We start from the raw sequence: 16883 nt of genomic DNA, 5'->3' as shown, positions 1-16883 counted from the left end.
GAACAACTGGTGCATGTCTCCAGCCTATCAAGATCACTGCATGGGCTCGCAAATGGTTTTTTCGCAGGTTGTGAGCCACGCCACAAAAGCCCTCCCGCCTGTGAAATCAGATGACATTTCAGATCTCGTCCCCGAATCTGGAAGATGAGCGATGAGTTTTGTCGGTGGCGTCAGTCACTCTTGGCATGACGACGACTTCTTACGAGACCGAGAGCTGGGAGACCAGCAGGGTCCGCGCCAATCCCAACCACTCTGATCGGAGTGCCGTGTCTATTTCACAGGTGGATTCGCCTGCCAAGCTCGAGCCAGAGAAGGCCACGGGCCGTACACCCGCCGTGGTCCGGCTGCTGGTGCTGGCCACGTTCGTGGTCATCCTCAACGAGACCATCCTCATCAACGCGATCCCGCGGTTGATGAGTGCGCTGAGCATCACCGAGCAGACCGCGCAGTGGCTCTCGACCGCTTTCATGTTGACCATGGCCGCCGTGATCCCGATCACGGGTTGGTTCTTGCAGCGGGTGACCACCCGCACCGCCTATGCGACCGCGATGGGTCTGTTCTTGGCCGGCACCGCCCTGGCCGCCGTGTCGCCGACGTTCGAGGTGCTCCTGGGGGCCCGCATCGTGCAGGCGTCCGGCACCGCTGTGATGATGCCGCTGCTGATGACCACCTTGATGCAGGTCGTGCCCGAGCGTGACCGTGGCCGGGTGATGGGCAATGTGACCCTGGCCATCTCGGTCGCGCCCGCCATGGGCCCTGCCGTGTCGGGTTTGATCCTCCAGGTGGGCTCGTGGCGCATGCTGTTCGTGGTGGTGCTCCCGATCGCCGCTCTGATCGCCTGGGGCGGCCTGCGTAAGCTCAAGAACGTCAGCGAGACCAAGGCCAGCACCATCGACTGGTTCAGCGTCGTGACGGCTGCGGCCGGTTTCGGCGGTCTCGTCTACGGCCTGAGCCGCTTCGAGGGCAACAACCTCGGCCTCGCCGTGGGCATCACCGCCGCGGGCCTGATCACCATCGCGATCTTCGTGCTGCGCCAGATGTCGCTCCAGAAGCGCGACATCCCGCTGCTCGACCTGCGCACCCTGCGTTTCCGCACCTACACCGTCTCGCTGATCCTCATGTCGGTCGCCTTCATGGCGATGCTCGGCTCGATGATCCTGCTGCCGCTCTACCTCCAGAATCTCCGCGGGCTCGACGAGCTGCAGAGCGGACTGCTGGTGATGCCCGGCGGCCTGGCGATGGGTCTGCTCGGACCGACCGTCGGCCGGATGTTCGACAAGTTCGGCGGGCGGGTGCTGGTCATCCCCGGCGCGATCGGCATCTCGCTCTCGCTGGCCGGCTTCACCCAGATCTCGATGACCATGCCCTTCTGGCAGCTCCTCGGGCTCCACGCCCTGCTGATGATCAGCCTGGCGGCGCTCTTCACCCCCGTGTTCACGCTGGGCCTGGGCGCCGTGCCGCCGCACCTCTACTCTCACGGCAGCTCGATCCTGAGCACGTTGCAGCAGGTCGCCGCCGCTTTCGGCACCGCGCTGGTGGTCACGGTGATGAGCGCTCGCTCCGATGCGCTGGAGGCCACCGGGGTCACGGCGACGATCGCCCAGCTCGACGGCATGCGGCTGGCGTTCATCATCGGGGCGGTGCTGTCGATCGCCGTGGTGATCACGGCCCTGCTCCTGCCCGCCCGCGCCGACAATGCCGGTGAATTCGGGGGCCACGGGCACTGACGGACAGGCACGACAGCAAAGGCCGAGGCGCGTACGCCTCGGCCTTTCGCGTGCGGGTCAGGGATCGCGCCGGACGACGGCTGGATCAGGGATCGCGCCGGACGACGCTTGGGTCAGGGGTCGCGGCGGGCGACGCCGCCGACGATGGTCCAGCCCGCCGGGGGGAGCTCGCCCACCGGCTGCTCGGGCCGCCAGGCGCGCACGTCCACCAGACCCGGCTCCAGCAGCTCGAACCCGTCGAAGAACCGGGTGATCTCCGCCCGCGTGCGCGGCGTCAGCATCGCCCCCGCCATCCGGAACCCCTGCTGCGCCACCGCTTTCACCTCGGGCGGCGACTCGTCGGCCGTGTGGGAGATGACCAGGTGGCTGCCGGGAGCGAGCTTGTCCCCCAGCCGCCGCACGATGCCGTGCGCGTCCTCCTCGTCGGAGACGAAGTGCAGCACCGCCACCATGAGCACGGCGATCGGCTGCCTGAGGTCGAGGAAGGCGTTGACGCGCGGGGCCTCGAGGATCCGCCCCGGCTTGCGCACGTCTCCCTGGAAGGTCATGACGTTGCCCGTGCCGTCCCGCTCCAGCAGCGCCTGGCTGTGGCGGATCACGGTGGGGTCGAGGTCGACGTAGACGACGCGGGCGTCGGGGTTGGCCGCCTGGGCGACCTCGTGCACGTTGCGCTGCGTCGGCAGCCCTGAGCCGATGTCGAGGAACTGCGTGATGCCGGCCTCGCCGGCCAGGTGGGTGACCACCCTGCCGAGGAAGGCGCGGTTGGCCAGGGCCGTGTTCCTGGCGGCGGGGTTGGACTGGAGCATTTTGTCCGCGGCCGCTCGATCGGCGGGGTAATTGTCCCGCCCGCCCAGGATGTAGTCGTAGATTCGGGCGCCATTGGGGGTCCAGGTGTCGATGCCGCCGGGCGTCGATTCCCTTTCGCGCATACTCGACCCTTTCTGCACGAATTGCTCCGTCAGCATAACTCCGAGTGCGAGCAGTGCACATCTATACCGGTCTTGACGCATCCTTGATGCCTCCCGCACCCGCCACCCCTGCGCCTCGTCAGTAGCGTGCCTAGCTGTTACCCGACCGACGTGGAGGTGCCGGATGGCCGGCCTGGATCATCCCGTCTCGACGCCGGAGCCGGCGTTGAGGCGCTGGCTCCTGAAGGGGCTGCAACGCCCCGAGGGGCTGGTGGGCGGATCCGCCGAGGAGCAGCCGCCCGACCATCAGCACTCCTGGTGGCAGGTCATGTGCCTGACGGGCGTCGACTACTTCTCCACGCTCGGCTACCAGCCGGGCATCGCCGCGCTGGCGGCAGGGGCGCTGAGCCCGATCGCCACGCTCGTCCTGGTCGCGCTGACCCTCTTCGGCGCGCTGCCGACCTACCGGGCCGTCGCCGAGCAGAGCCCGCACGGGCTCGGCTCGCTGTCGATGCTGGAGCGCCTGCTCCCCGGGTGGCGGGGCAAGCTGCTCGTGCTGTTCCTGCTCGGGTTCGTGGCGACCGCCTTCATCGTCACCATCACGCTGTCGGCCGCCGACGCGACCGCGCACATCCTGCACAACCCGTTCGTGCCGCACTTCATGGCGACCTGGCAGGTGCCGGTCACGCTGGTGCTGATCGCCGCGCTGGGCGGCGTCTTCCTGGCGGGCTTCAGCGAGGCGATCTCCATCGCGGTCGTCCTGGTCGCCGTCTACCTGGCGCTCAACGTCGTCGTCGTGGGGGTCGCGCTCCAGCACGTCCTGGTGGCGCCGGACCTGGTCTCCAGCTGGCAGGACAGCCTGACGGCCGACTACTCCAGCCCGATCGCGATGGTCGCCGTCGCGTTGTACGTGATGCCGAAACTCGCCCTCGGCCTGTCGGGCTTCGAGACGGGCGTGGCGGTGATGCCGCTGGTCAAGGGCACGCTCCCGGAACGTGTCAAGGGCGCGCGCAAGCTGCTGACGACCGCGGCGCTCATCATGAGCGTCTTCCTGATCAGCTCCAGCTTCGCCACCACCGTGCTGATCCCGGCGGAGGAGTTCGCCGAGGGCGGCTCGGCCAACGGCCGGGCCCTGGCCTATCTCGCCCATCTCTACCTGGGCGACTGGTTCGGCACCGCCTACGACCTGTCGACGATCGCGATCCTGTGGTTCGCCGGCGCGTCGGCGCTGGCAGGACTGCTCAACATCGTCCCGCGCTACCTGCCCAGGTACGGCATGGCGCCCGACTGGACCCGCGCCGCCCGCCCGATGGTGCTCGTGTTCACCGTCATCGCCTTCGTCATCACCCTGGTCTTCGGCGCCGAGGTCGAGGCGCAGGGCGGCGCGTACGCCACCGGCGTGCTGGCGCTGATCCTCTCGGCCGCCGTCGCCGTCACGCTCTCGGCCTGGACCAGGCGCATGATCAAGGCGGCGCTCTTCTTCGGCGCCGTCTCGCTGATCTTCGCCTACGCCACCGTGGCCAACATCATCGAGCGCCCCGACGGCCTGGTGATCGCGCTGCTGTTCGTCCTGGCGATCGTGGTCATCTCGCTGGTCTCGCGTGCCACCCGCTCGACCGAGCTCCGTGTCACCCGCATCAGCCTGGACGAGACGGCCAGGCGTTTCATCAACGAGGCGGGCGAGATCTACCTGGTGGCCAACGAGCCGCACAGCCGCGACGCCAAGGAGTACGTCGACAAGGCACGCGAGGCCTGGGAGCTGCATCGCCTGCGTACCAAGGAGGGCCTGCTGTTCCTGGAGGTCACCGTGCCTGACGCCTCGGAGTTCGCCGGCGAGCTGCGGGTCACCGGCGAGGAGCGCCACGGCTTCCGCATCCTGACGATGCAGAGCACCACGGTGGCCAACGCCGTCGCCGCGCTGCTGCTGCACCTGCGCGACCTGACGGGCAAGACCCCGCACGTCTACTTCCACTGGGCCGCCGAGGGCAATCCGATCGGCGCGCTGCTGCGTTATCTCGTCTTCGGCGGGGGTGACATCCCGCCGCTGACCCGGGAGGTCCTGCGCCAGGCCGAACCCGACCCGGCCCGCAGGCCCGTGGTGCACGTCGGCTGAGCCTCCTGGCCAGGGACGGGCCCTGGCCAGGAAGGGCGGCTACCAGTCGCCGCCGTCGTCCTCGAAGATCTCCTCGACCGCCTCGGCGGCCATCATGCCGCCGACCAGGCCCACCGCTCCGGCGGCGGCCACGGTGCCGAGGCCGGGGCCGTGGTGACCGTGGTGACCGTGGTGATGCGCCTCGTGACCGTGCGCCGCGAAGCCGTACTGCGACAGGCCCGAGAGCCAGCGCCCGATCTCACTGGCCCAGTCGAGCTGCAGCGCCTGCTCGTGGCTGAGGTCGAAGCGCCCGATGGCGTCGCCTCCGCCGTACCGGCCGGCGCGCTTGTCGGCCTCCAGGACCACCACCAGCCTGCCGGCGTCGGCGACGAAGGTCAGCTCGACCTCGTTGACCGTGCCGGCGTACTGCGGCGAGGGGTAGAACTCGATCTCCTGGTAGAAGGGCAGCTGCTGCTGCACCCCGTGGATGCGGCCCACCTCCAGGTCGGCCGACTTGAAGGCGAAGCCGAGCTGCCCGAAGGCCTGCAGGACCCGCTCCTGCGACGGCAGCGGCGCCACCGCGAACGGGTCGAGGTCGCCCTTGTCGACCGCCTTGGCGATGGCCAGCTCGGTGCGCACCCCGAGCGCCATCCCCTTCAGCGGCTGGCCGCCGACCTCGCTGACCGGCAGTTCGTACGGCAGGCCGAGCTGGAAGGGCAGCACCCGCTCCTCGCCCTTGCGCAGCGTGAACGGCCCTGAGACCTCCGAGCGGAAGAACTCGTCGAGCCCGCCGATCTCACCGCCGTCGTGCTCGAGCTCCACCCGGGCGACCAGGCCCAGCGTGATGTGCTCGATCTCGGCGTCGAAGTCGCCGCCCTTGAGTTTGACCTCGCCGGACAGCAGCCCACCCGGCTGGACGCGGCGCGTGGACAGCACCGTGTCCACGCTGGGTCCGCCGACGCCGAGGGCACCGAGCATGCGCTTGAAGATCACGTTTTCCTCTTCCGAATCGAGTGTGCTGAGCATCAAACGATCATTGAGGGGTGGGGGTTCCCAGCTTAGGCCGCGCAGGCGTACCCCGTGGGCAACTGGCTGTTGCCGCCGGGACGCGAGGCCTGGAAGCCGAAGGAGGTGCTCTGGCCGGGCGCCACGGTGCCGTTGTAGGCGAGGTTCCTGGCGGTCACGGTCTGGCCGCTGACGGTGACGGCGGCGTTCCAGTAGCCGGTGACGGCGTGGCCGGCGGGCAGGGTGAAGGTCACCGTCCAGCCGTTCAGCGTGCTCGTGCCGGAGTTGGCGACGGTGACGGGCTGCACGACGTAGCCGGTGCCCCACTGCGTCTGGACGGTCGCCGCGGCCGTGCAGCCGCCGCCCGTTCCGCCCGGCTGGGTGGTGAAGGCGCCGAGGCCGGAGGGTTGCGACAGGTTGCCCGCTCCGTCCCGGGCGCGCACGTAGGCCTGGTAGGCGGTGGCGGGCGTGAGCCCGGTGAGCGTGAGCGAGGGGGTGGTGGTGCTGCCGAGCAGCTGGTCGGTGCCGCCCAGCTCGCGGTAGACGTCGTAGCCCGCCAGCCCTGAGCCGCCGGAGTCCGTCGACGGCGTCCAGGTCAGGGTCGCTCCCGTAGAGGAGAGGCTGCTTGCCATCGGGCTCCCGGGCGTGGTCGGCGGCGTGGTGTCGGTGGTGCCGCCGCCCAGGGCCGCGGTGAGCGCGGGGTACCAGCGGTCGGAGATCTTCTGGTCGCCCGCGGCGTTGGGGTGCACGCCGTCGTAGGTGTCGGCGCTCGTGCTGAAGCCGGTCCACTGGTCGACCACGGTGATCGGCGACTGCGCGGTGGTGTTGGCCGCGGCCCAGGCCGGGACGGCGGCGTTGAAGTTCACGGCCCTCTGGGCGCAGTCGGAGCACTGCGACGGGTTCATCGGGATGATCTTGGCGACCAGGATCTTCATGCTCGGGTTGCTCGCGCGCATCTGGCCCACGAGCGTGGTGAACGCGCCGAGGATCGTCGCCGGCGGGATGTTGCTCCAGACGTCGTTGGTGCCCAGGTGCATCATCACGATGTCGGGGGTGGTGGCGGCCAGCCACGGGACCAGCTGGTTCTGGGCGGCGATGTTGGTCGCGAGGTATCCTCCGTGGCCCTCGTTGTCGCCGTCGTGGGCGACTCCGCATCCCTGGGCGGGCAGGGTGCCCACGAAGTCGATGTTCGTGTGGCCGGTGCTCTGCAGCCGGTTCCACAGCAGCGCCCTCCAGCAGCCGGGAGAGCCGGTGATCGAGTCTCCCAGCGGCATGATCCGCACGGGCGCCGCGTGGGCGGGCGTGGCGTACAGGAGGGTTGCGAGGATGGCCGACAGGAGGGGCAGGACGAGCGCGCGCGTTCGCATGGGGCCATGGTCGAGTCTGCCCGCCCGCCCTGCCCAGGGTGCGCGCCTCCCGGCGGGCGGGCCTGGGCGGCACCCTCGGAGAACACGGCCGGCGATCATGTAACTTTCATCAGCGCTCGTCGACGACCTGGCCGTTCTGGGCGGTGGCGTCCCTGGTGAGCGCCATGGTCAGCGGCGCCTCCGCGAAAGAGGGCAGGGCGGCGAAGGCGGCGCCCATCTGCGCGCCGTCCTCCCAGTGCCAGGTGTCGCGGTAGGTGCCGTCGTCGAGCTTGATGAGCTGGGCGAAGGCCAGGCCGGGGTGGGACTCGCGGATCGTGCCGATGAGCGAGGCCCGGCGGGCCAGGAACTCCTGCAGGTCGGCGGCGTCGACGGAGTAGGTGTGCGTGCGGATGACAGACATGGTCGTTCCTCTTTCCTTCGAGGTCACGGTTGGTGTGAGATCAGACTGTCTGCCCGAATTGATAGATTCACGATGCTTCAACGATGGGAGGACGATCCGTGGAGATCCGCTTTTCGCTCCTGGGTCCGGTGCAGGTCACCGTGGACGGCGAACCGGTGCCGGGCGTCGCTCCCAGGCACCGGGCGGTGCTCGCCTACCTGCTGATCAACGCCGGCCGGGTGATCAGCATGGAGAAGCTGATCGACGCGATGTGGGGCTACGACCAGCCCGACACCGCCAGATCCCAGATCCACGCGGCGATCACCGCGCTGCGCAGGGCCTTCCGCGGGGTCGACCTCATCGTGACGCGCTCGGGCGGCTACGTCGCCCAGCCCGAACCCGGCCAGCTCGACGTCCAGGTCTTCACCGACCTGGTCGCCGAGGGCCGCTTCCGCGAGGCGCTGGCGTTGTGGACCGGCGAGGCGCTGGCCGACGTGAGCGCCAGCTACGCCCAGGGCGCGCGGGCGCTGCTCGACGACCGGCGGCTGACCGCGATCGAGCGGCTCATGGACGCCGAGCTCGCCGCGGGACGCCATCGCGAGGTGCTCGACGAGCTGGCCGACCACGTCGCCGCCAACCCGCTGCGCGAACGGCTCGTCGGCCACCTGGCGCTGGCCCTGCACCGATCGGGACGGCAGGCCGACGCCCTGGCCGCCGCCCGCTCCTACCGTACGGCCCTGGCCGACGAGCAGGGGCTCGACCCCGGCCACGCCTTCGCCGAGCTGGAGCAGGCGGTCCTGGCCGACGACCCCAAGCTCAAGCTCGCGGCCCCCGCGGAGGCGCCCGCGCCCCCGGCCAAGGAGCGCACCCGCTCCAGCTTCCTGCCCTACGACATCCCCGACTTCGCCGGGCGCGCCGCCGAGCTCGACCGGCTGGTCGCGGCCGACCAGCACCCGATCGTCACCATCGACGGCATGGCGGGCATCGGCAAGACGACGCTGGCCGTACGGGCGGCTCACAGCCTGGCCGAACGTTTCCCCGACGGCCAGCTCTTCATCGACCTGCGCGCGCACACGGCGGGCCAGGAGCCCCTGCCCGCCGCGGCCGCCCTGGAGGCGCTGCTGCGCCAGCTCGGCCTGACCGACATCCCGACGACCGAGTCCGAGCGCAGCGCCCTGTGGCGGACCGAGCTGGCGCAGCGCCGCATCATCGCCGTCATCGACAACGCCACCGACGACGAGCACGTGCGCCCGCTGCTCCCCGGCGTGTCGAGCAGCCTCCTGCTGATCACCAGCCGCCGCCGCCTGGTCGGGCTCGACGGGGCGCACGCGCTCTCGGTCGACGTGCTGCCCGACGACGACGCGGGCGCGCTCTTCCAGGGGATCGTGGGCGAGCGGGCGGCGGCCGAGCCCGAGGCCGTGCGCGAGGTGCTGGAGCTGTGCGGCTACCTGCCGCTGGCGATCAGGATCTGCGCGGCCCGCCTGCAGCACCGCCCCCGCTGGACGGTCTCCTACCTGGCCGGGCGCCTGAACGACGAGCGCAGGCGGCTCACCGAGCTGTCGATGTCGGACCGGAGCGTGGCGGCGGCCTTCACCGTCTCCTACGAGCAGCTCGACGACGCCGAGCAGCGCATGTTCCGGCTGCTCGGGGGGGCGCCGGGCCGTGACATCGAGCCGCACGCGGCCGCCGCGCTGGCGGACATCTCCGTCTTCGACGCCGAGGACCTGCTGGAGAACCTCCTCGACGCGCACATGCTCCTGCAGCGCGAGCCGGGCCGCTACACGCTGCACGACCTGCTGCGCGAGCACGCCCGCGACCTGGCCAAGCAGGAAGGCGACCACGGCGACGGCGACGCGCTCATGCGGCTGCTGGTGCACTACCTGCACCGCTCGCGCTCGGCGGTCAAGCAGCTGTTCCCGCACAGCGTGCCCGACCGGCCGCACATGCCGCCCGTGCTCACCCCGTTCGAGCCGATCGCCGACGGGGTCGAGGCGATCGACTGGCTCGACGCCGAACGTTCCAACATCGTCGCGACGGTGATCCACGGACCCAAGGTGTGCATCAGCCACCTCGCGGTCGCCATGAGCCCCTACCTGGATCGCCAGGCCCACCACGACGACGCCCTGACCCTGCACACGGTCGCGCTGGAGAGGGCCCGCGCCCTGGGCGAGCGCGCGATGCCGCCGGGGCGCGCCCTGTCCGACCTGTCGTGGACCTACTGGCGCCGCGGCGACTACGAGCAGTCGGAGAGCTTCGCCCACGAGGCGCTGGCCGCCTGCGACGACCCCAACGAGAGGTCGCTGGCGCTCAACGCCCTGGGCAACGTGGCCTGGCGCCGCCGCGAGAGCGCCACGGCGGAGAAGCACCTGAAGGAGGCCCTCGACCTGACCCGTATCGCCGGCGACTGGTCGCGTGAGGGTTTCGTGCTGGGCGACCTCGGCATGATCCTCGACCAGATGGGCCGCCCCGCCGAGGCGCAGCGCCACCTGGACCTGGCACTCGCGCTGCACCGCAAGGAGCGCAACGCGGTGGGCGAGGCCAGGGTGCTCAACCAGCTGGGCTCGGTCCTGCGCCACCAGGGCCAGCCGGAGCAGGCGATGGAGCGTCACCGCCGGGCCGGAGAGATCTACCGCGAGGTGGGCAACAGCAGCGACGCCGCCTCGGCCTTCAACGGGCTGGGCGAGGCGGCGCTGGCGCTGGGCGACGCCGCGCGGGCGATCGAGGAGCACGCCAGGGCGCTGCGGGGGGCGACCCGCGACCGGCCGGAGCAGGCCCGCGCGCACGAGGGCCTGGCCCGTGCCCATCTGAGCCTGGGCCAGGAGGATCAGGCTCGCGAGCACGGCCAGGCCGCCCTGCGGTTGTACGAGGAGCTGGGGGTTCCCGAGTCCGACGAGGTGCGCGCGTTCCTCGCCTCGAGCCTCGGCTAGGCCGTGCGGGTGGCGCGGCCCCCGTGCGACCACGCCACCGCTCCGCCGTACTTCTTGAGCAGTCCGTAGGTCTTCCACGGGCTCGAGCTGACGAACTCCTTGTAGGCCACCGCCCACCGCCCGGTGAGGTAGAGGCCGCGCGGGGTGTCGTCGGGCCGGGTGAACTGGATGACGCCGTCGCGCCGTCCGAGGCTGACGGGCTGGTGGATGTAGCCGAACCGGAAGGGCTTGGGCTGCCTGCCGGTCACCTGCCTGGCGACCGCGTCGGCGGCGTGCGCTGCGGTCGGGATCCCGCTCTGGCAGGTGCCGTGGATCACCCCGTACGGCTGGCGGATCGCGGCCGCGTCACCCACCGCGTAGACCTCGGGGTGCGACACCGAGCGGAGCGTCTCGTCGACCACGATCCTGCCGCGGTCGTCGACCGTCAGGCCCGCCTGCGCGGCCATCGGCGACACCCGGGTGCCGGTGGTCCACAGGGTGGCGCCCGTCTCGATCCGCTCGCCGTCGGCCAGCTCGACGGCGTCGGGCAGCACCTTGGCGATCTCGACACCCGTCCTGACCTCGACGCCGAGCCGCTTCAGCCCCGCGTGAAGGTAGGCGCGCGCCTTCTCGCCCATCATCGAGCCGGGCACGTCCCGGCTGAGCAGGACGACCCGCAGGCCGGGGTGGGTCTCGGCGATCTCGGCGGCCGACTCGACGCCGGTCAGGCCGCCGCCTCCGACCACGACGCTGTCCACCGCCGCGAGCCGCTCGGCCAGCCGCCGCGCCTCGGCGGCGGTGTTGAGCGTGTAGGCGTTCTCGTCCACGCCGGGCACCGTCGCGATGTCCGTCACGCTGCCGAGCGCGTAGACCAGGATGTCGTAGGCGACGGTGCGCCCGCCGTCGAGGTGCGCCACGCGGCCGTCCAGGTCGATCCCGGTCACCCGGCCCTGGACGAACGCGATGCCCGTCCCGGCCACCATCTCGGGGATCTGCAGGTTCTTCAGCTCCTGCCCCGCGGCCGTCTGGTGCAGCCGCAGGCGCTCGGTGAAACGGGTCTCGGGGTTGACCAGGGTGATCTGGACATCCTTCCGGCGCAGCCGCCGGGCCGTGGCCATCGCGGCCGTCATGCCGGTGTAGCCCGCTCCCAGGATCACAATCCGCTGTGCCATCGTCCTGTCCCTTCTAGGTGTTTGACCCAGAGGACGTAACGTGTGACGGCGAAAGTGACATGGACTCGTTGTGAGCTGCGTCACACGCGTGGCGACCAGCCCAGTTCGCGTTCCGCCTTGTCTCCCGAGGCCCGCAGGGTGGTGTCGAGCATAAGGGTGCCCAGGTAGGGGACCATGAGGCGGAGTATCCACCCGGGCACCCGCAGCGCCCGCTCGCGCTCACCCCACGTCGCGTGGCGGCGTTCGACGATGTTGTAGGCCTGCCCGCCGCGCCCCCGCTCCAGCGCGGCCACGGTGGCCGCCGCCGCGTCGTCGACGTGGACCCACGGGACCGTCCCGCCGCCGCCGCGCGGTACCGGCGTCGGCCTGCTGCCCGCTGCGGGGTCGAACCAGGTGCCCGGCCCGTGGAAGACGCCGTAGCGCAGGGCGACGCCACCCGCCGCGAGAACCTGCTCCTCGGTCGAGACCAGCCCGTCGACGACGATGTCGCCCGGGTTGCCGTGCTTGACGCCGAACGGGTCGTCCTCGGTGAAGACGCGGGAGCCGTGGTCGGCGTAGCCGTACCCCAGGATCAGCGACTGGGTGACGAACCGGTCCGCGCCGAGCGCCTTGGCGGCCTCCAGCAGGTGGGCAGTGCCCTCCACACGCAGCCGGGTGCTGGGGTCGTCGGGCGTCAGCCTGCGCTTGGGCGCCTTCAGCGCGGTCAGCTCGTGGATGACCGCGTCGGCGCTCATGCCGTCGACGGCTCGCAGGAGCCCGTCACGGTCCATGGCGTCGGCCATGACCGGCCGGGCGCCCAGGTCACGGGCAATCGAGGCCGACCGGTCGTTGCGGGACAGGGCGAGCACCTCGTGCCCGGCGGAGGACAGCAGCCTGGTGAGCGGACGGCCGATGGCGCCGGTGGCGCCCGCGAGCAGAATTCTCATAGTGGACCTGACGAGCGGGCCTACCCGGATGTGACAGCCGTGGGACCAAAGCCGCGCACCGACACGCCCACGGTGGCGGCCAGCATGAACACCCCCGGCAGCACGCCGCTGACAACGGGCACCCAGGCCAGCGCGCCCAGGGCCGCCATGACGAACCCCGCCACGCCCAGGAGGCTCAGCACCACCGTGGGCAGGTACAGGCGCGGCTCCTTCCAGGAGATCGCGATGGGCACGAAGTGCAGGCCGACGACCAGCGCCACCCAGGCCACGTTGACCTCGGTGGGTACGCCCACGGCGCCGAGCACCCTGATGCCGCCGAACAGCAGGATCACCTCGGCGATGACGGCCCACCAGTAGCCCTTGGTGAGCAGGGTGCGCCGCGGTTGCGGGGGCGCCGCTCCCGTGCGCGCCTGCCGTACGGCCAGCAACCACATCGCCAGGACGCTCGCCGCGCCCGCGATCGCGGCGATCCGCAGGATGGTCACCACCGCGGGGTCGAGGGGCTCACCCGCGTTCACGACGACGAAGACAGCGCCGAACACGGCGCCCACCAGCATTCCGTTCATATGCATGACGCCCATTGAAGCCCGGCCCGCTCCTCCGTCGCGCGGGGGCTGGGGCGAGATCCGGGTAGGTCTGGCCCTACCCCGCGACGCCCTTGAGGAAGGCCGCCGCCGCCAGCACCCGCCGGTTGTCGTCGGGGGTGGCGGGGATCTCCAGCTTGGTGAAGATGCTCGCCACGTGCTTGCCGACGGCCGCCTCGGAGATCGACAGCGCGCGGCCGATCGCGCCGTTCGACCGGCCTTCCGCGATGAGGGCCAGCACCTCCAGCTCGCGGGCGCTGAGCCGCTGGACCGGCTTGAGCATCTCGGTGATCTCCGTCGACCTGGCCCAGGTCTGCTCGAACAGGTCGATGAGGGCGGCGAGGATGCCCTGCTGCCGGATGACCAGGGCTCCCGGCGACCCGGCCACGGGGGCCAGGCGCAGGATCGCCACGGTGCGATCGAAGATCAGCATCTGCTGGACCTGCTCGGCGATGACCCGGTGCTCGTCGCCCGCGGCGTGCAGGGTGCGGACGCGGTCCAGCCGTACGGGGTCGCGCAGCAGGCTCCCGTGCACGATCGTGCGCATCTTCATGCCGCGGCGCAGCGCGTCGAGCACCTGTCCCCGGTTGGTCCGCTCGACCCGGCCCTGGTGCGTGGGACCACCCGCGTGCATGGCGCGCAGTTCCTGCGCTGTCTGCGCCAGGTCCACGGCGAGTTTCCCGACGGCCTGGTTGTCGGAGACCAGCTGGACCTCGCGGTGGATCGTGGTGATGCCGCGCAGCTCCTCCAGCATCCCCTCAAGGCGTCTGGCCAGGTCGTCCTCATACTCCACCTCAAGAAGTATGCCCCATTATGCGAGGCTTTCCCGGTGCAGTTCTCCCTTCTTGGCCCGGTTCAGGCTCTCTCGGACGACGCCACCCCGATCGACATCGGCGGGGCCCGGCTGCGCATGCTGCTGGCCCGGCTGGTCCTGGAGGCCGGCCGTCCCGTGTCCGCGGAATCGCTGATCGACGACCTGTGGGGCGAGCAGGCCCCGGCCGGAGCCGCCAGCGCGCTGCAGGGCCTGGTCTCCCGGCTGCGCAGGGCCCTGGGCGGCGCGGGCGCCGTCGAACTGGTCGCGGGCGGCTACCGGGTGCTGGGCGAGAGCGACGTGCGGCGGTTCGAGGAACTGGCCGCGCGCGGGCGGCGCGACCTGGCCGCCGGCCGGCCGCAGGAAGCGGCCGGCGCGCTGGCCCAGGCGCTCGGGTTGTGGCGCGGGCCGGCCCTGGCCGACATCCAGGAGGCACCCTTCGCGGGACCCGTCGCCACCCGGCTCGCCGACCTGCGCGCGGCCGCCCTGGAGGACAGCTTCGACGCCGAGGTCAGGCTGGGCAGGCACACGGAGGTGCTGCCCGACCTGAACGCCGCCGCCATCGAGCACCCGCTGAGCGAACGCCTGGCCGAGCTGCGCATGCGCGCCCTGGCGGCGGCGGGACGGCAGTCCGACGCCCTCACCGCCTATGCCGAGATCCGCGACCGGCTGGGCGATGAGCTGGGCGTCGACCCCTCGCCCGCCCTCCAGGAGGTCCACCTGGCCCTGCTGCGCGGCGAGCTGGAACGGCCCGTCGCCCAGGCCCAGGCGGCGCCCAGCAGGCTGCCCGCCAGGCTCACCAGCTTCGTCGGCCGCGAACGCGAGCTCGGGCAGCTGGCCGGGCTCCTGAGCTCGTCGCGCCTGGTGACCGTGGTCGGCCCCGGCGGAGCGGGCAAGACCAGGCTGTCGCTGGAGGCGGCGAGCCGTCACCCCGCCCACGAGCGCGGCCGCGTGTGGTTCGTCGGCCTGGCCGGCGTCGGCGCGCCCGGCCAGCTGGGCGACACCGTGCTGAGCGCGCTCAGCACGCTGGACGAGGGCGGCGCCACCGGCGGCACCCATGCCGACCGCATCGCCCAGCTGCTCGACGTCGGCGAGGCCGTCCTGGTCCTGGACAACTGCGAGCACCTGGTCGAGGCCGCGGCCGAACTGGCCGAGCAGCTCCTGTCCAGGCGTCCGGACCTGCGCATCCTGGCCACCAGCCGGGAACCGCTGGCGATCATCGGCGAGGCGCTCTGCCACCTGGGCCCGCTGGAGCTGCCGAGCACGCCCGCCGAGGCGGCGCAGTCGGCGGCCGTCCGCCTCTTCGTGGAGCGCGCCGCCGGGGTGCGGCCCGACTTCACGCTGGACGCGGCGACCGTCGAACCGGTGGTGGAGATCTGCTGGCGGCTCGACGGGCTGCCGCTGGCCCTGGAGCTGGCCGCGGCCAAACTGCGCGCCATGAACGTGGGACAGATCGCCCGCCGCCTCGACGACCGCTTCCGCCTGCTGACCTCGGGCAGCCGCACCGCGCTGCCCCGGCAGCGCACCCTGCTCGCGGTGGTCGAATGGAGCTGGGACCTGCTCGACGACCTCGAGCAGCTGCTCGCGCGCAGGCTCTCGGCCTTCCCCGGCGGCGCGACCCTGGAGAGCCTCGAAGCCGTCTGCGCCGACGAGGAGCTCCCCGCCGACGACGTGCTCTACGTGGCCGGCTCGCTGGTGGAGAAGTCGCTGGTCATGCACGACGGCGAGCGTTATCGCATGCTGGAGACGGTCAGGGCCTTCTGCGCCACCAAGCGCACCGAGGATCTGACGGCCCGTTTCCACGATCATTTCCTGGCCCTCGCGGAGGAGTACGAGCCGCTGCTGCGCACCGGCGAGCAGCTGCGGGCGATCTCCTTCTTCGAGACGGAGTACGACAACCTGATCCACGCACTGCGAACGACGCCGAGCGCGCGCTTCGTCGGCGCGATGTTCTGGTACTGGGGCCTGCGCGGGCTGAGCAGCCAGTTCGAGAGCTTCCTGGAGTACGGGCACGTCCTGCCGTCGCAGGTGCGCGAGGCCTTCGGCGTGGTCGGGGCCAGGGCGGGCCTCGACTCGGCCGGCGCGCGGGAGTTCCACCCCGCGCGGCCGCTGATGCGCATGGCCGAGCTCGCTCTGTCGGACGAGCACGCCGACCTGGAGCAGGCGCTGCGGTCGAAGGACCCGTGGGTGCGGGCCAGCGCGTACTGGGAGCAGGACTTCGTCCTGGCCGAGCAGGGCGTGCTCCGCAGCGGGCTGGAGGCGCTGCGCGGCTTCGAGGAGGCCGGCGACCGATGGGGGCTGGTGATGAGCCTGCTGCCGGTGGCGCGCAACCATTCGCTCAAGGCGGAGTACGGCCCGGCGCTCGCGCTGCTCGAACGGGCGGTGATGCTCAGCACCGAGCTGGGCACCGAGGACTATCTGTACCTGTGCCGGGCGAGGCTGGCCAGGGAGCGCAGGCGCAGCGGCGACCTGGAAGGGGCACTGCGCGACATCCAGTCCGCCTACCGTCAGGCCACCGAGCGCGGCCACCGGCGGCTGGAGGTCAACATCCTGGTCGGCCTGGCCAACGTCCAGCGGCTGTCGGGCGAGCTGGACCTGGCCAACCAGACCCTGGACCGGCTGGAGTCGCTGCCCACGGAGCTGACCGGCGACCTGATCGTGAGCACCCGGCTGGAGAACCGGCTGGCCGAGGGGGAGGCGGAGGAGGCCAGACGGCTGCTGCCGCTCGCGGTCGCCCCGCAGATCGAGGGCGGTTACAGCAACGGGCTGGCCTGGGCGGCCGAGCTGCAGGCCGGGGTGCTGGCCCTGGAGGGCAGGCCGGAGGAGGCGGCCGAGTCGCTGGGGATGAGCGCGGCCATCCGCGGCGCCTTCGACTACGGCGAGCCGGAGCTGACCGGGCTGCTGGGTCGGCTGGCGGGATTCGAGGAGGCGTTCAGGCGCGGCACCGAGATGCCCCGGCAGACGGCGATAGACCGGCTGACGGTGTCAGCCGGTTCCATCGTCTGA

The 16883-nt window shown here is 71.4% G+C and carries 12 protein-coding genes; 4 read left to right on the top strand and 8 right to left on the bottom strand.

Going from position 1 to position 16883, the window contains the following annotated elements; genetic code table 11:
• Positions 1–185 precede the first annotated feature (185 nt).
• A complete protein-coding gene (locus HNR30_RS16690; protein WP_181610752.1) occupies positions 186–1727 on the top strand; it encodes an MDR family MFS transporter in 1542 nt (513 codons plus the stop codon).
• Positions 1728–1840: 113 nt separating this feature from the next.
• Here the strand turns inward: HNR30_RS16690 and HNR30_RS16685 are convergent, their stop codons facing one another.
• Entirely contained in the window at positions 1841–2656 is an 816-nt protein-coding gene (locus HNR30_RS16685) for an SAM-dependent methyltransferase (RefSeq protein ID WP_181610751.1), read from the bottom strand.
• Positions 2657–2819: 163 nt separating this feature from the next.
• Here HNR30_RS16685 and HNR30_RS16680 point away from each other — a divergent pair, with 163 nt between their 5' ends.
• A complete protein-coding gene (locus tag HNR30_RS16680; RefSeq protein WP_181610750.1) occupies positions 2820–4748 on the top strand; it encodes an APC family permease in 1929 nt (642 codons plus the stop codon).
• Between the two features lie 39 nt (positions 4749–4787).
• On the opposite strand, the gene HNR30_RS16675 is transcribed toward HNR30_RS16680, so the two are convergent.
• From HNR30_RS16675 to HNR30_RS16665, 3 genes are all read right to left on the bottom strand, one after another.
• Positions 4788–5753 (bottom strand): sporulation protein, encoded by a 966-nt coding sequence (locus HNR30_RS16675; RefSeq protein ID WP_220133608.1) that lies wholly within the window; start codon positions 5751–5753, stop codon positions 4788–4790.
• 32 nt (positions 5754–5785) lie between these two features.
• On the bottom strand, positions 5786–7099 hold the full coding sequence (locus tag HNR30_RS47785; protein WP_181610749.1) for a cellulose binding domain-containing protein: 1314 nt from the start codon (positions 7097–7099) through the stop codon (positions 5786–5788).
• Positions 7100–7208: 109 nt separating this feature from the next.
• Entirely contained in the window at positions 7209–7499 is a 291-nt protein-coding gene (locus tag HNR30_RS16665; RefSeq protein WP_181610748.1) for a hypothetical protein, read from the bottom strand.
• Positions 7500–7597: 98 nt separating this feature from the next.
• Between HNR30_RS16665 and HNR30_RS16660 the strand changes: the two genes are divergently transcribed.
• The gene (locus HNR30_RS16660; RefSeq protein ID WP_220133607.1) at positions 7598–10405 is read left to right on the top strand and encodes an AfsR/SARP family transcriptional regulator; all 2808 of its coding nucleotides are present in this window, start codon (positions 7598–7600) and stop codon (positions 10403–10405) included.
• Here the strand turns inward: HNR30_RS16660 and HNR30_RS16655 are convergent.
• The 4 genes from HNR30_RS16655 to HNR30_RS16640 form a co-directional block, all read right to left on the bottom strand.
• The gene (locus HNR30_RS16655; RefSeq protein WP_181610747.1) at positions 10402–11556 is read right to left on the bottom strand and encodes an NAD(P)/FAD-dependent oxidoreductase; all 1155 of its coding nucleotides are present in this window, start codon (positions 11554–11556) and stop codon (positions 10402–10404) included. The two genes, HNR30_RS16660 and HNR30_RS16655, sit on opposite strands and share 4 nt — an antisense overlap.
• A gap of 80 nt (positions 11557–11636) precedes the next feature.
• On the bottom strand, positions 11637–12482 hold the full coding sequence (locus tag HNR30_RS16650; protein ID WP_181610746.1) for an NAD-dependent epimerase/dehydratase family protein: 846 nt from the start codon (positions 12480–12482) through the stop codon (positions 11637–11639).
• Positions 12483–12502: 20 nt separating this feature from the next.
• On the bottom strand, positions 12503–13054 hold the full coding sequence (locus tag HNR30_RS16645; protein WP_181610745.1) for a hypothetical protein: 552 nt from the start codon (positions 13052–13054) through the stop codon (positions 12503–12505).
• A gap of 70 nt (positions 13055–13124) precedes the next feature.
• Positions 13125–13859: a helix-turn-helix transcriptional regulator gene (locus HNR30_RS16640; protein ID WP_312894453.1), complete on the bottom strand. Its 735-nt coding sequence runs from the start codon at positions 13857–13859 to the stop codon at positions 13125–13127.
• 36 nt (positions 13860–13895) lie between these two features.
• On the opposite strand from HNR30_RS16640, the gene HNR30_RS16635 reads away from it, so the two are divergent.
• Positions 13896–16883 (top strand): AfsR/SARP family transcriptional regulator, encoded by a 2988-nt coding sequence (locus HNR30_RS16635; protein ID WP_181610744.1) that lies wholly within the window; start codon positions 13896–13898, stop codon positions 16881–16883.

Origin of the sequence: Nonomuraea soli (genome assembly GCF_013761175.1) — a bacterium.
In the GTDB taxonomy this organism is placed as follows: Bacteria; Actinomycetota; Actinomycetes; order Streptosporangiales; family Streptosporangiaceae; genus Nonomuraea; species Nonomuraea soli.
This window is presented reverse-complemented; position numbering and strand designations above follow the sequence as displayed.

Coding starts and splice junctions, on each gene's coding strand:
- HNR30_RS16655 (WP_181610747.1), bottom strand. CDS start 11,556: ATGGCACAGCGGATTGTGATCCTGGGAGCGGGCTACACCGGCATGACG.
- HNR30_RS47785 (WP_181610749.1), bottom strand. CDS start 7,099: ATGCGAACGCGCGCGCTCGTCCTGCCCCTCCTGTCGGCCATCCTCGCA.
- HNR30_RS16665 (WP_181610748.1), bottom strand. CDS start 7,499: ATGTCTGTCATCCGCACGCACACCTACTCCGTCGACGCCGCCGACCTG.
- HNR30_RS16675 (WP_220133608.1), bottom strand. CDS start 5,753: ATGCTCAGCACACTCGATTCGGAAGAGGAAAACGTGATCTTCAAGCGC.
- HNR30_RS16680 (WP_181610750.1), top strand. CDS start 2,820: ATGGCCGGCCTGGATCATCCCGTCTCGACGCCGGAGCCGGCGTTGAGG.
- HNR30_RS16685 (WP_181610751.1), bottom strand. CDS start 2,656: ATGCGCGAAAGGGAATCGACGCCCGGCGGCATCGACACCTGGACCCCC.
- HNR30_RS16650 (WP_181610746.1), bottom strand. CDS start 12,482: ATGAGAATTCTGCTCGCGGGCGCCACCGGCGCCATCGGCCGTCCGCTC.
- HNR30_RS16645 (WP_181610745.1), bottom strand. CDS start 13,054: ATGCATATGAACGGAATGCTGGTGGGCGCCGTGTTCGGCGCTGTCTTC.
- HNR30_RS16690 (WP_181610752.1), top strand. CDS start 186: ATGACGACGACTTCTTACGAGACCGAGAGCTGGGAGACCAGCAGGGTC.